Genomic DNA, 13,788 nt, shown 5'->3' with positions numbered 1-13,788 from the left:
GCTCAGCTGGTTAGAGCGCACGCCTGATAAGCGTGAGGTCGGTGGTTCGAGTCCACTTAGGCCCACCATATTCCACAGTAGCTCAGTGGTAGAGCTATCGGCTGTTAACCGATCGGTCGTAGGTTCGAGTCCTACCTGTGGAGCCATACGGGGAAGTACTCAAGTGGCTGAAGAGGCGCCCCTGCTAAGGGTGTAGGTCGTGTAAGCGGCGCGAGGGTTCAAATCCCTCCTTCTCCGCCAGTCGTTTTAAATTTAAATATGGCCCGTTGGTCAAGCGGTTAAGACACCGCCCTTTCACGGCGGTAACACGGGTTCGAATCCCGTACGGGTCATCTCAAAAAGGTTTGCATATATGCAAACCTTTTTTATTTGCGCTTTTTTAAAGATTAAGTAAACAGAAATAATAGTTAGGAATAATTACCATGAATTTTCAGAATAAAAAGTAAGTTTTAAGCAGGATTTTCCCTATATCATATGGAATTATTCATAAAGTAATAAAGTATGAAGAGTATGGGATAAAGAGTAATTTTAAAGAACATTTATTCTATATATATTTGTAGAAAAGGTTTATGTTTTTACTGTAAAAGGGAATGAGTGGTAAGAAGCATATATTATGTGCGTATATTATGTTTGAAGTTAAAGGGGTGGCAAAAGTGAATCTAGCGGTTCAGCCTACTGAATTTGATGTTCATTTGTATCACGAAGGAAACTTATTTCGCAGTTACTCTATTTTCGGTGCGCATCAGGTAACGGTAGAAGGAATTGAAGGCGTACGATTTTGCGTGTGGGCACCTCATGCAAAGAGTGTAAGCGTTGTAGGTGATTTTAATAAATGGAACGGTTTTCAACATTCAATGGTTAAAGTTAATGAAGAAGGTATTTGGATGACATTTATCCCTGAGTTAGAACAAGGGACTATTTATAAATATGAAATCATCACACAAAGCAACCAAAAAAAACTAAAAGCAGATCCATACGCTTTCTTCAGTGAAGTGCGTCCGAACACTGCGTCTATTGTTTACTCATTGGATGGATACAAATGGAATGATCAATATTGGCGTAGAAAGAAAAAACAGCAAAATATATATGAAAGACCACTGTGTATTTACGAGCTGCATGCAGGGTCTTGGAGGACTCATGAAGATGGCAGCCTTTATACATATAGTGAATTAGCACAGGAGCTTATTCCTTATATTGCTGAACAAGGTTTTACACATATTGAGTTATTACCAGTCATTGAGCATCCGCTCGACCGATCCTGGGGATATCAAGGAATTGGATACTATTCTGCTACCAGTCGATACGGTACACCTAAAGAGTTGATGAACTTTATAGATGAGTGCCATCAAAACAATATAGGGGTTCTTTTAGACTGGGTACCCGGGCATTTTTGTAAGGATGAACATGGTCTGTATATGTTCGATGGAGAACCTACTTATGAATACAAACAAGAACCCGATCGTGAAAACTACGTTTGGGGAACAGCTAATTTCGATTTAGGAAAGCCTGAAGTACAAAGTTTTCTGATTTCGAACGCTTTATTTTGGTTGGAGTACTTCCATATAGATGGATTTCGAGTGGATGCTGTAGCTAATATGCTTTATTGGCAAAATTCTTCTGGAAAAGCAGTGAATGATGGAGCTGTCAGCTTCTTGAAAAAGTTAAATGAAGCTGTTTTTGAATCTGATGAAACGATATTAATGATGGCAGAAGATTCAACGGACTGGCCGCTTGTTACAGCACCTACGTATGAGGGCGGTTTAGGCTTTAATTATAAGTGGAACATGGGATGGATGAATGACGTTTTAACATACATGGAAGCTGGCGTGGAAAGACGTCCCTATCTTCACGATAAAATGACCTTTTCACTAATGTATGCGTTTAACGAAAACTTTATTTTGCCGCTTTCCCATGATGAAGTCGTACATGGGAAAAAATCATTACTTAATAAGATGCCAGGTGATTACTGGCGCAAGTTTGCACAGCTTCGACTGCTATATGGATATTTCTTTGCACACCCTGGAAAAAAGCTTTTATTTATGGGCGGAGAGTTTGGCCAATTTGATGAGTGGAAAGATTTAGAGGAGTTGGATTGGATGCTTTATGACTTTGACATGCATCGCAATCTTAACGGATATATGAAGGATCTCATCAAGATTTATAAGAGAAGCAAGCCTTTATATGAATTAGACCATAATCCAGATGGATTTGAATGGATTGATGTTAACAACCATCATCAACAAATTTTCTCTTTTATTCGGAAGTCGAAAGAAAATCAGGAGATTTTTATAGTTGTTAGCAATTTTTCTGAGCATCCATATCATTCTTACAAAGTTGGAGTTCCAGTTGAGACAGAGTACATTGAAGTTATTAACAGTGATGACGAAGTGTACGGCGGTTCAGGCATTGTAAATAAAAAGGCATTAAAATCAGTGGATGAATCGTTTCACGGCCAACCTTTTTGCATTGAAATGAATATTCCGCCGTTTGGCATTAGTATACTACGAGCAAAGAGAAAACGAGGGGAGAGAAAACAACATGTTAAAAAAGAAATGCGTAGCGATGTTATTGGCAGGAGGAAAAGGTAGTCGGCTAAGTTCGCTTACAAAAAATCTAGCAAAGCCAGCTGTACCATTTGGTGGTAAGTATCGAATTATTGATTTTGCTTTAAGTAATTGTACAAATTCAGGTATTGAAACAGTAGGTGTATTAACACAATATCAACCGCTAGTTCTCAATTCATACATTGGAATTGGAAGCGCTTGGGATTTGGACCGACGGAATGGTGGCGTCACGGTATTGCCTCCATACGCGGAGTCAGATGGAGTAAAGTGGTACAAAGGCACGGCTAGTGCTATTTATGAAAATTTAAACTATTTGACACAATATGATCCTGAGTATGTACTGATTCTATCAGGTGATCACATTTATAAAATGAACTATGAAAATATGCTTGATTATCATATAAACAAAGAAGCAGACGTAACGATTTCTGTTATTGAAGTACCTTGGGAAGAAGCGAGCCGTTTTGGTATTTTAAATACAAATAGTGACCTAGACGTAATGGAGTTCGATGAAAAGCCTCAGCGTCCTAAAAACAATCTAGCTTCCATGGGGATTTATATTTTTAAATGGAGTATTTTAAAAGAATATTTAGAAATGGATGCACGCAATCCATATTCAAGCCATGATTTTGGTAAAGATGTTATTCCGCTTTTACTAGATGAAAAGAAAAAGCTAATTGCATACCCATTCCAAGGTTATTGGAAAGATGTGGGGACTGTAAAAAGCTTGTGGGAAGCGAATATGGATTTGTTATGTGATAAAGACGAGCTTAATTTATTTGACTCTTCATGGAAAGTATACTCTGTTAACCCTAATCAGCCTCCTCAATATATCGCGCCAAACGCCTGCGTGGTGGAGTCATTAGTAAATGAAGGGTGCGTTGTCGAAGGAAACGTAGAGCAGTCCGTGTTATTTCCAGGTGTACAAATCGGCTCAGGTTCTGAGGTCAAGAAAACGGTTGTCATGCCTACTGCAAAGATAGGCTCTAACGTATATATTGAAAACGCAATTGTTCCATCGGATATTGAAGTTCCAGACGGTACTATTATTCGACCGACTAAAGGAAGCGAAGAAGTAATTCTTGTTACTCAAGAATTGATTGAATCAGTTGCTAAATGCATTTAACGAACAGAGAGGATGAACGACATTGAATAATCAAATGCTTGGTATTATTGATGCTTGTACAAACACAACAGCGCTGCAGCCTTTAACTTTTTATAGATCGATTGCTGCCATTCCTTTTGCAGGACGCTATCGATTAATCGATTTTACGCTTTCTAATATGGTGAACTCTGGAATTTCGAGCGTTGCCATTTTTCCTCGTGATCGCTATCGCGCATTGATGGATCATATAGGTTCAGGAAAAGAGTGGGATTTGGATCGGAAGCGAGATGGATTGTTTATCTTCCCTCCTATGACCAGTGATTTACACTTAGAAAGTCCATCACTATTCACGCAGTTCCGTTATCATATTGATTATTTCTTAAGAAGTAAGCAGGAATACGTATTAATTGCGAATAGTTATACGATATGTACAGTTGACTTTGAACACGTGCTGCAACGTCATATTGCTTCAAATGCAGATATTACTGAAATGAAGCAGGGTGATAAATCGCTTAATATGTATATTATTAATAAATCTATTCTAGTTAATATTTTGCAAAATGAATCCCATGATTTTTATACGATTAAAGAAATGGTTCGATATATGGCACAATCTCATCGTGTAGAAAAGTATGAGCACCATGGATATACGGCTGAGATTTCGAGCTTAGATACCTACTATAAAACAAGTATGGAAATTTTATCTCCAGATGTCTGGAAGCAGTTATTTATCAACGAACGTCCTGTTTTCACTAAAGTAAAAGATGAACCGCCTACTCGTTACGCAAAAAAAGCGGTTGTGAAAAACTCAATGATCGCAAACGGGTGCGTGATTGAAGGGCATGTGGAAAATAGTATTATCTTCCGAGGCGTTAAAATTGGAAAAGGTACGGTCGTTAAGAATAGCATTGTGATGCAAAAAGGCATTATTTTAGAAAATAGTGTATTAGAAAATGTTGTTTTAGACAAAGATGTGAAAATAGGAAGTAATGAAACGTTGCTAGGTGAGTCAGGTCTACCTAGGGTCATTGCTAAAGGAACAACTCAAGGAGCGTTGATGAAGTCGTGAATGTATTATTTGCTGTATCGGAATGTGTACCTTTTATTAAAACAGGAGGATTAGCAGACGTAGCTGGTGCTCTGCCTAAAGAATTAAAAAAATTAGGAACGAACGTATGTGTAGTTATGCCAAAGTACGGAACGATTCCTCAACATTATCAAGATGAAATGGTGCTTGAAAAAGTTATTCATGTGCAGGTTGGGTGGAGAAGACAGTACTGCGGAATTGAATCGTTAACGATGGATGGCGTTAAATATATTTTCATTGATAATGAATATTATTTTAAAAGAGATAGCTTATATGGGCACTACGATGACGCTGAACGATTTGCTTTTTTCAGCAGAGCTGTGCTTGAAGCTATCCCATTTTTAGAAAATGAGCCTGATATTATTCACTGTCACGACTGGCATACGGCTATGATTCCATTTTTACTTCGTGCTAATTATGATATGTATGATCATATTCAGACGGTCTTTACGATTCATAATTTGCAATTCCAAGGAATTTTCCCTAAGAGCAATTTATATGAGTTATTAAATTTAAATGATTATTATTTTACTACAAGCCAGCTCGAGTTTTATGGGAATATTAATTTTATGAAAGCTGCGCTTGTATCAGCTGATAAAATTACCACGGTAAGTCCTACATATCGAGATGAAATTCAAATGCCATATTACGGAGAAAGTTTAGATGGATTATTGCGTCAGCGAAATCAAGATTTGATTGGGATTGTAAATGGAATCGATGAAGAAGCTTATAGCCCAGACGCAGATCAGCTTATATCTTATCCTTATTCGGTAGAAGAGATTGAAGGAAAATATAAAAATAAAAAAGAGCTCCAGCGCTATCTTGAATTAGAAGAAAATAAGGATGTTCCAATTATTTCGATGGTTACAAGGTTAACTCAGCAGAAGGGATTGGATTTAGTTAAGCACGTTTTCCATGAGACGGTTAACTTAGGGGCCCAAATTGTTATTTTAGGAACTGGAGAGTACGAGTTTGAGCAGTTTTTCCGTGAGATGGAAGATACGTACCCACAACAAGTAAAAGCCATTATTGGTTTTAATGAGGAACTTGCTCATAAAGTTTATGCCGGTACGGATTTATTTTTAATGCCTTCTCGTTTTGAGCCTTGCGGACTCGGACAATTAATAGCCTTAAAATACGGAACCATTCCAGTCGTGCGTGAAACGGGCGGCCTGAATGACACGGTCAAAGCTTATAATGAATATAGCGGAGAGGGAAATGGCTTCTCTTTTAAGAATTATAATGCTCATGACATGCTTCATACGTTAGAAAGAGCTGTTTCATTTTATCACCAGAAAGATGTATGGAAAAAATTAATGATGGATGCTATGAGTCAGGATTATAGCTGGGGGCAATCGGCATTTAAATATAATCAATTGTATTCAAATTTGACATCTACTCCATCGTGAAAGGGTGAGCAGATTGTTCTCTGATAAAAAAAGCTTTCAAGAGGCTTTTTTAAAAAAGCTGGAAATGACATATGGAAAGAGCTTTAAAGAATCTACGGTTCAAGATCACTATCATACATTAGGAAATATGGTGCGAGAGTATATTAGCAGCGATTGGATTTCAACCAATGAAATTCATAGGTCTTCACATACAAAGCAAGTGTATTATCTTTCTATCGAATTTTTATTAGGCAGACTATTGGGTCAAAATCTGTTGAACTTAGGAATTCGGGAAGTTGTAAAAGAAGGATTAAGTGATCTGAATATTTCACTTGAAAATATTGAAGAGATAGAAGTAGACGCAGGATTAGGAAACGGCGGACTAGGCAGGCTGGCTGCTTGTTTTTTAGATTCTCTTGCTTCACTTAATCTTCCTGGCCACGGTTATGGAATTCGCTATAAACACGGTTTGTTTGATCAAAAGATTGTAAACGGCTTTCAAATTGAGCTCCCAGAACAGTGGTTAAGGCATGGGAATTCATGGGAAGTACGCAAATTAGATCAAGCTATTGAAGTGAATTTTTGGGGCGAAGTTGAAATGGTACAGGAAGACGGGAAATTTTCTTTTCGTCATGTAAAAGGAGAACCGGTCTCTGCTGTTCCTTATGACATCCCGGTTATCGGATATAAAACAGATACAGTGAATACACTTCGCCTTTGGAATGCGGAGCCTTCATCATTTCCAGTACATAAAGATGTGATGGAGTATAAGCGTCAAACAGAGGCTGTATCAGAATTTTTATATCCGGATGATACACATGAAGATGGTAAAATATTAAGATTGAAACAGCAATATTTTCTTGTGTCAGCTAGCTTACAAAGTATTATCAGAGCACATCGAAATACCTATCAAACACTTACAAACTTTCACGAAAAAGTAGCCATTCATATTAACGATACGCATCCTGTACTTGCGATTCCTGAGCTAATGAGAATTTTACTGGATGAAGAAAAAATGGAATGGGAAGATGCATGGCATATTACGTCCAATACCATATCATACACAAATCATACGACTCTTTCTGAAGCTCTTGAGAAATGGCCGATTGACTTATTTCAACCCTTGCTTCCACGCGTGTATATGATTATTGAAGAAATTAATGAACGCTTTTGTAAAGAATTATGGGAAGCATATCCAGGAGACTGGCAGCGGATTGAAAATATGGCTATTTTAGCGCATGGGTTAGTAAAGATGGCTCATTTAGCAATTGTGGGAAGTTATAAAGTAAACGGCGTGGCAAAGATTCATACTGATATTTTAAAAGAACGAGAAATGAAAGATTTTTATCAGTTTTATCCTGCTAAATTTAACAATAAAACGAACGGAATTACCCACCGGCGCTGGTTGTTAAAAGCTAATCCGCAGCTTTCCTCCCTTATTACCGAGGTGATAGGAGATAAATGGATTAAACAGCCGCATTCTCTTATAAAGCTCCAAGAGTATGTGGAAGATCCAAGTTTTTTACAAGGACTAAAAACAGTAAAACAACAGCGTAAAAAGCTGCTCGCGGATATTATTCAAGAGCAAACGGGAATTAAAATAGATTCTAATTCTATTTTTGATGTACAGGTTAAAAGGCTTCATGCTTACAAAAGACAGCTTTTAAATGTGCTGCACATTATGTATTTGTACAATCGCCTAAAAGAAGACCCTAATTTTCAAATCGTTCCTCGTACATTTATTTTTGGTGCGAAAGCTTCTCCCGGCTATTATTATGCAAAAAAAGTCATCAAGCTAATTAACTCTGTAGCTGATGTTGTCAATAATGATCCACAAACATCACCGTTTTTAAAGGTCGTTTTTTTAGAAAACTATCGGGTGTCACTTGCTGAGTATATCTTTCCTGCAACGGATGTCAGTGAACAGATTTCAACCGCCAGCAAAGAAGCTTCGGGAACGGGAAATATGAAATTCATGATGAACGGAGCTTTAACTCTTGGCACGCTGGACGGAGCGAACGTCGAAATTAGCGAGGCAGTAGGAAAAGATAATGTCTTTATTTTTGGATTAAAAGCCGAAGAAGTGTTGAGCTATCAGCAAAATGGGGGATACCGTGCCTATGATTATTACCATCATGATAAACGGATTCGACAAGTGCTCGAGCAGCTTACAAACGGCTTCCTACCAGACACATATGACTTATTCGAGCCTATATATGATTCATTATTAATGCAAAATGATGAATACTATGTACTCCGTGACTTTGACTCATACGTTACGGCACAGCAAAAAGTAAACGAAGCTTATAGAAATGAAAATAAATGGCTTCAAATGAGTGCGACGAACATTGCACATTCCGGCTTTTTTTCTAGTGATCGAACGATTGAGGAATATGCATCTGATATTTGGGGAATTCACTCCACTAAAAATTTATTAAATCAATAAATAGAAAAGGTGTAGTCAAAGACTACACCTTTTTTATTTTATCTGTTGTCACCGTTTAAGAAATCACCTAAAGAACCAAGAATACTGCCTTCACCTTTCCCTCCCGTTGGCGAAACTGCACTTGATAAAACGCGATCGGCTAGTCGGCTAAAAGGAAGAGATTGAATCCAAACTGTTCCTGGTCCTGACAGAGTAGCAAAAAACATGCCTTCTCCTCCAAACAGAGCTGTTTTAATTTTCCCTACATATTCGATGTTGTAGTTTACATCACGGGTCATGGCCACTAAACACCCAGTATCCACACGAAGGCGTTCACCCGGCTGCAGCTGTCTTTTATGAATGGTCCCGCCTGCATGCAAAAATGCCAAGCCATTACCTTCTAATTTTTGCATAATAAAACCTTCACCGCCAAAGAAGCCCGTTCCTAGTTTTTTTTGAAAATCAATGCCAACGGATACGCCTTTGGCAGCGCATAAAAAGGAGCTCTTTTGACAAATGATTTTATGATCGAGCTGCTCTAAATCGACAGGAATAATCTTGCCTGGAAAAGGTGAAGCGAAAGATACTTTTCGTTTGTGATATCCGTTATTTGTATATACTGTCATAAATAAGCTTTCGCCAGTTAATACGCGTTTCCCAGCTCCTTTTAGTTTATTAAAAAGCCCGCTGCTGTTGGAGGAAGAACCGTCACCAAAAATGGTTTCCATCTCAATATCATCTTCCATCATCATCATTCCCCCAGCTTCTGCTATAACACTTTCTGAAGGATCTAATTCAATTTCAACAAACTGCATGTCATCTCCATACAATTTATAATCAATTTCATGTGCATTCATCATTTTCACCTCATTATAATTCTAATCTCCTATTCATTCGATGTCATCTCCTATAGCTCCTACCAAAAATAGAAAAAAGAGTAGTATGAAGAACTACTCCTTTTCAGTGTATGGATCTTTCTCATAGGCCGGTAAATCTCCAAATATGGTCATTGTACCTTCTTCATCCAGTGCATTTTCATATCGCTCATGCTCTTTTGAAGGGTAAATAGGAAGAGGCTGTCCATATAAATCGGTAGCGGCAAAGTTTTCATAATCTTCAACGTACCCAATAGCTTCATCTGCCTCAATATAGGTTTCACTATAGTTAGACGTATCTTCTATAAAATCAGAAGGAGATTCAGACGTCCCGTAACGCGCAACGTCTTGCCAAGAATCTTCTGCGTCATATCCTGTCGTTTCGGTATCGTCGTAGTCGTATTGACCAAATGGGTGATGGAGAACATTTTCTTCTACAGGTCTGTGCTTTGGAATATCCTGTGATGGGCTATGTTCTCTACAGTATAAAGTAGTTGGTACAGCCTGAAGTCTTTCAAACGAGATATCTGCTCCACATACTTTGCATGTTCCATACGTGCTGTGAGCGATTGCCTGAAGGGCTTCTTCTATTTCATGTAGCTCTTGTTTTGCATGTTCATTTAGTGCAAGGTCTTTTTCACGCTCGTATGTTTCCGTGGCTGTGTCACCAGGGTGGTTATCGTAGCTTGAAAGTTCTCCTACAGCGTCGTGAGCGTCGCTTCGAGTTAGACCAAAATGATCATTTTGGTCAAAGTGCGATTGAATATCAGCCTGCTGCTGTTGTAAATTTTGTTTTAACTGACTGATTTCTTGTTTTGAAAGTGTCATGAAGCTCCCCCTTAAAAATTTATTGTGCTTTTGTAGTATGTGTTAAAAATTCAAAAAAACACGATTCATATTAGGAGTATTTGGGGTATTCATGAAGCTAAGAGAGAAAAGGAGTGGGAAATTAAAGAAAGTTAAAGGTTATAGAAAAGGGTATGATAAAAATAACGTTCTCGAGGTCTAAGGAGTACTAAATAGATCATAAAGATTTTTGATTCATTTAATGAAAAGGCATAATTTAGACAAGCGAAATTAATTTTTTCTCGTGAATCACGATGCTAGATTTTTTTGAACTGAAAGTTTATAATAAGTTAGTTACAGGCTTAAGAAAAAAGATGAACGGGGGGACGTAGTGTGATTGCAACGACCGAACAGTTAGTACAAGAATACATTAAAGATGCGATTGAGTGTGCAAAAAATGAAAATCAGCCAAAATTGGTCAGTTTAGTGAAAAAAGTAAGACCTATTGACCCCCTTATTTTTTATGCGAACGGACATGACCAGTTTTATAAAGAACGCTTTTTTTGGAAAGATCCCAACAGTTATTATACATTTGTTGGATTAGGATATGCGCATACTATTTGCACCAATGCGGCAAAAGAACGTTATTTCCACATTGAAAACGAATGGAAGCGCTTTATAAAAGAAGACTTTTATAAAAATAACCAAATTTTCCCTGATGGGACAGGTCCTCTTTTATTTGGAGGATTTTCATTTGACCCAAATCAGTATCGAGAAAACTATTGGAGTGATTTCCCGAGTTCAAAATTTATGATTCCAACTGTGTTATATACCCAGGTAGACAAAGAAGGATATCTTACCGTTAATATGATGGTTAAAGGACAAGATTCTGTTAAAAAGCACATCAATTATTTCGAAGAGGTCCAAAAACTTGTTCTTTGTGAAGAGTACGACGGGGAATCTCATATTTCACCTTTGCTGTTGGAAAAAGAGGAAATTGGGGTAGAGAAATTTAAAGGAAATATTGAAAGAGCTACTACTTTAATTAAGCAACAGGCTATAGAGAAAGTGGTTCTTGCTCGTCAATTAAAAGTAAAATTTAATGAAGATATTTCTACTGAATACGTGCTTCAGCGTCTGTTAAAGGAACAGCCAACTAGCTACACATATATTTTAGAGGGAGAGCATCAGCATTTTATCGGCGCTTCCCCAGAAAGGCTAGTGCAAAAACAAGGAGATTATGTGTTTTCCACATGTTTAGCGGGTTCGATTCCAAGAGGAAAGACAAGGCAGGAAGATCACGAACTAGGTGAGGAATTGCTTCAAGATCCCAAGAACTTAATTGAACACGATGTTGTTGTTCATATGATTAAAGAAGCGATGAATTCTTACTGTTATGAAGTAGAAATTCCAAGTAAGCCAAGTTTATATAAAACAAAGCATATTCAACATTTGTATACACCTGTTAAAGGACGTATAAAGGAAGATGTGACGCTATTTTCATTTATTCAAAAGCTCCATCCAACACCAGCGCTAGGAGGATATCCTCAACAGGAGGCCCTGCCTATTATTCGAAAGCTAGAATCCTTTGACCGAGGGTGGTATGCAGCTCCTTTAGGATGGATGGATATCAACGGAAACGGTGAGTTTATAGTAGGAATCCGCTCCGCTGTTATTCAGCAGAAAGAAGCCGTTTTATTTGCGGGCTGTGGAATTGTAGCAGATTCTACGCCTGAAAGTGAATATGAAGAAACAAGAATTAAATTCAACCCGATGCTTTCAGCTTTAGGAGGGATTATGCGTGGAACACATTAAATCATTAACAACGTATATTGCGTCATTCGTGGATGAATTAGTAGAAGCAAATGTTGAAGAAGTAGTGGTCAGTCCAGGGTCACGTTCAACGCCTATTGCGATGCTTATGGCTGAGCACCCTAATATTCATGTGCACTTAAATATTGATGAACGTTCCGCCGGCTTTTTTGCTCTAGGAATAGCAAAAGCAAAGAAAAAACCAGTGGCGCTTGTATGTACATCTGGAACAGCTGCAGCGAATTATTATCCTGCAGTAATTGAAGCTCACTATTCACGCATTCCTTTAGTCGTGATCACAGCGGATCGTCCGCATGAGTTAAGGGATATAGGTGCCCCGCAGGCCATTAATCAGAATCATCTTTTCGGTCAATATGCGAAGTGGTTTGTAGATACAGCTTTACCAGAAGAAAGTGCAGATATGAATCGTTATATTCGAACAGTAGCTTCAAGGGCTGTTCATACAGCTCAAGCTATACCGAGCGGTCCTGTACACATTAACGTACCTTTACGTGAACCGATTGTACCAGATTTATCTATTGAAGATTTATGGAGTCAAGGGAAACGCGGTAAATCATATGTGTCTGCTATTCATGGAGAAGCATCTCTATCTGAAAAAGGTTTCGAAGAAATTGCGAAGCGCTTAGAAGGAACAACAAAAGGACTTATTATATGCGGAGATCAAATGTCTTTAAAAGCAGTAGACAGCGTATGCCGTTTAGCTGAATCTTTAAGCTTTCCAGTGCTCGCAGATCCGTTATCACAATTAAGAAGCGGCAAGCATTCAAAAGAAAATGTAATAGAGACATATGATACATTTTTAAAAAGTGATAAGGTTGATGAGCGTTTTTACCCGGAAGTTGTCATTCGTTTTGGCGCGATGCCTGTATCAAAACCGCTATTGCAATTTTTGAAAGCACACGAGCCGACAGAAATGTTTGTAGTGGACCAAGGTAAAGGCTGGAGAGATCCTACTTTGCGTTCAACAGTGATGATTGAAGCCGATGAGACATTATTTTGTGAAGAACTGATCAAACGTCTTTCAGCGAATCAAGAGGAATCTACTTTATGGCTGAGTCTGTGGAAAAAGATTAATGCTCAAACTGTACAGGCTTTAAGAACATTAACTTCTGGCCAGGAATGGTTCGAAGGACAAGTAGTTCAAGAAATTGTTGATGTAGTACCTGAAGGCACGGCTTTGTTTGCTGGAAATTCAATGCCTGTTCGAGATATTGATTCTTTCTTCTTAAATACGGAAAAAGAGATTCCACTCTTTGTAAATCGGGGTGCAAATGGAATTGATGGTGTAGTTTCGTCTGCTCTAGGCGTAAGCACGGCTTACGATCACACCGTTTTATTTATTGGTGACCTATCGTTTTATCACGATCTAAATGGTCTTTTGGCAGCTAAAATGCATAATTTAAATTTAACCGTTGTGCTAGTTAACAATGACGGCGGGGGAATTTTTTCATTTTTACCGCAGTCAAAACAAGAAAAGCACTTTGAATTTTTATTCGGTACGCCAACTGGATTAAACTTTGAGCATGCGACTCGTCTGTATGATGGCACATTTTCTTCAGCAAGCAGCTGGGAAGAATTTCGACATGCAATGAACCATGCTTTCGCAAAAGGCGGGTTGCATGTTGTAGAGATTCGTACAACTCGTACAGAAAATGTAGAGACTCATCGCAGTTTGTGGAAACTTGTTTCCGAGGAAATAAATTTGTCAAACGGTGAGGAATAAGC

At 38.2% G+C, this 13,788-nt stretch carries 9 protein-coding genes and 3 tRNA genes; 10 read left to right on the top strand and 2 right to left on the bottom strand.

Translation table 11 applies throughout. The features are described 5' to 3' along the window. Positions 1-71 precede the first annotated feature (71 nt). The 8 genes from AC1D0Y_RS05665 (at position 72) to AC1D0Y_RS05630 (ending at position 8,590) form a co-directional block, all read left to right on the top strand. A tRNA-Asn gene (locus AC1D0Y_RS05665) sits at positions 72-146 on the top strand. A 3-nt stretch (positions 147-149) separates the two neighbouring features. Then, positions 150-240 (top strand) — tRNA-Ser (locus AC1D0Y_RS05660). 20 nt (positions 241-260) lie between these two features. Beyond that, positions 261-332, top strand: a tRNA-Glu gene (locus AC1D0Y_RS05655). 294 nt (positions 333-626) lie between these two features. After that, positions 627-2,588: a 1,4-alpha-glucan branching protein GlgB gene (glgB, locus tag AC1D0Y_RS05650; RefSeq protein WP_060747076.1), complete on the top strand. Its 1,962-nt coding sequence runs from the start codon at positions 627-629 to the stop codon at positions 2,586-2,588. Further along, positions 2,539-3,690: a glucose-1-phosphate adenylyltransferase gene (locus AC1D0Y_RS05645; RefSeq protein WP_016765788.1), complete on the top strand. Its 1,152-nt coding sequence runs from the start codon at positions 2,539-2,541 to the stop codon at positions 3,688-3,690. Before glgB ends, AC1D0Y_RS05645 begins: the two co-directional genes overlap by 50 nt. A gap of 22 nt (positions 3,691-3,712) precedes the next feature. Next, positions 3,713-4,738, top strand: a complete 1,026-nt coding sequence (locus tag AC1D0Y_RS05640; protein ID WP_028410450.1) for a glucose-1-phosphate adenylyltransferase family protein — start codon at positions 3,713-3,715, stop codon at positions 4,736-4,738. Next, positions 4,735-6,165 carry a glycogen synthase GlgA gene (glgA, locus tag AC1D0Y_RS05635; RefSeq protein ID WP_098333434.1) on the top strand — a complete coding sequence of 477 codons (1,431 nt, stop codon included), beginning with the start codon at positions 4,735-4,737 and terminating at the stop codon, positions 6,163-6,165. The genes AC1D0Y_RS05640 and glgA overlap by 4 nt, the downstream gene beginning before the upstream one ends. Before the next feature lie 13 nt (positions 6,166-6,178). Further along, a complete protein-coding gene (locus AC1D0Y_RS05630) occupies positions 6,179-8,590 on the top strand; it encodes a glycogen/starch/alpha-glucan phosphorylase (RefSeq protein WP_028410452.1) in 2,412 nt (803 codons plus the stop codon). A 38-nt stretch (positions 8,591-8,628) separates the two neighbouring features. Here the strand turns inward: AC1D0Y_RS05630 and AC1D0Y_RS05625 are convergent, their stop codons facing one another. Beyond that, entirely contained in the window at positions 8,629-9,426 is a 798-nt protein-coding gene (locus tag AC1D0Y_RS05625; RefSeq protein WP_013059569.1) for a TIGR00266 family protein, read from the bottom strand. A 93-nt stretch (positions 9,427-9,519) separates the two neighbouring features. Further along, positions 9,520-10,272, bottom strand: a complete 753-nt coding sequence (locus tag AC1D0Y_RS05620; RefSeq protein ID WP_013059568.1) for a TraR/DksA C4-type zinc finger protein — start codon at positions 10,270-10,272, stop codon at positions 9,520-9,522. 351 nt (positions 10,273-10,623) lie between these two features. On the opposite strand from AC1D0Y_RS05620, the gene AC1D0Y_RS05615 reads away from it, so the two are divergent. Together AC1D0Y_RS05615 and menD are read left to right on the top strand one after the other, a co-directional pair. Beyond that, positions 10,624-12,045 (top strand): isochorismate synthase, encoded by a 1,422-nt coding sequence (locus AC1D0Y_RS05615; RefSeq protein ID WP_098333432.1) that lies wholly within the window; start codon positions 10,624-10,626, stop codon positions 12,043-12,045. Then, the gene (gene menD, locus AC1D0Y_RS05610) at positions 12,032-13,786 is read left to right on the top strand and encodes a 2-succinyl-5-enolpyruvyl-6-hydroxy-3-cyclohexene-1-carboxylic-acid synthase (protein WP_098331544.1); all 1,755 of its coding nucleotides are present in this window, start codon (positions 12,032-12,034) and stop codon (positions 13,784-13,786) included. Before AC1D0Y_RS05615 ends, menD begins: the two co-directional genes overlap by 14 nt. Positions 13,787-13,788 lie beyond the last annotated feature (2 nt).

The organism is Priestia sp. P1_B12_1, assembly GCF_056406695.1.
This window is presented reverse-complemented; position numbering and strand designations above follow the sequence as displayed.

Bases quoted from the DNA above. Each gene is read 5' to 3' on its own strand.
- AC1D0Y_RS05620 (WP_013059568.1), bottom strand. From the start codon at position 10,272: ATGACACTTTCAAAACAAGAAATCAGTCAGTTAAAACAAAATTTACAA.
- glgB (WP_060747076.1), top strand. From the start codon at position 627: ATGTTTGAAGTTAAAGGGGTGGCAAAAGTGAATCTAGCGGTTCAGCCT.
- AC1D0Y_RS05625 (WP_013059569.1), bottom strand. From the start codon at position 9,426: ATGAATGCACATGAAATTGATTATAAATTGTATGGAGATGACATGCAG.
- AC1D0Y_RS05645 (WP_016765788.1), top strand. From the start codon at position 2,539: ATGTTAAAAAAGAAATGCGTAGCGATGTTATTGGCAGGAGGAAAAGGT.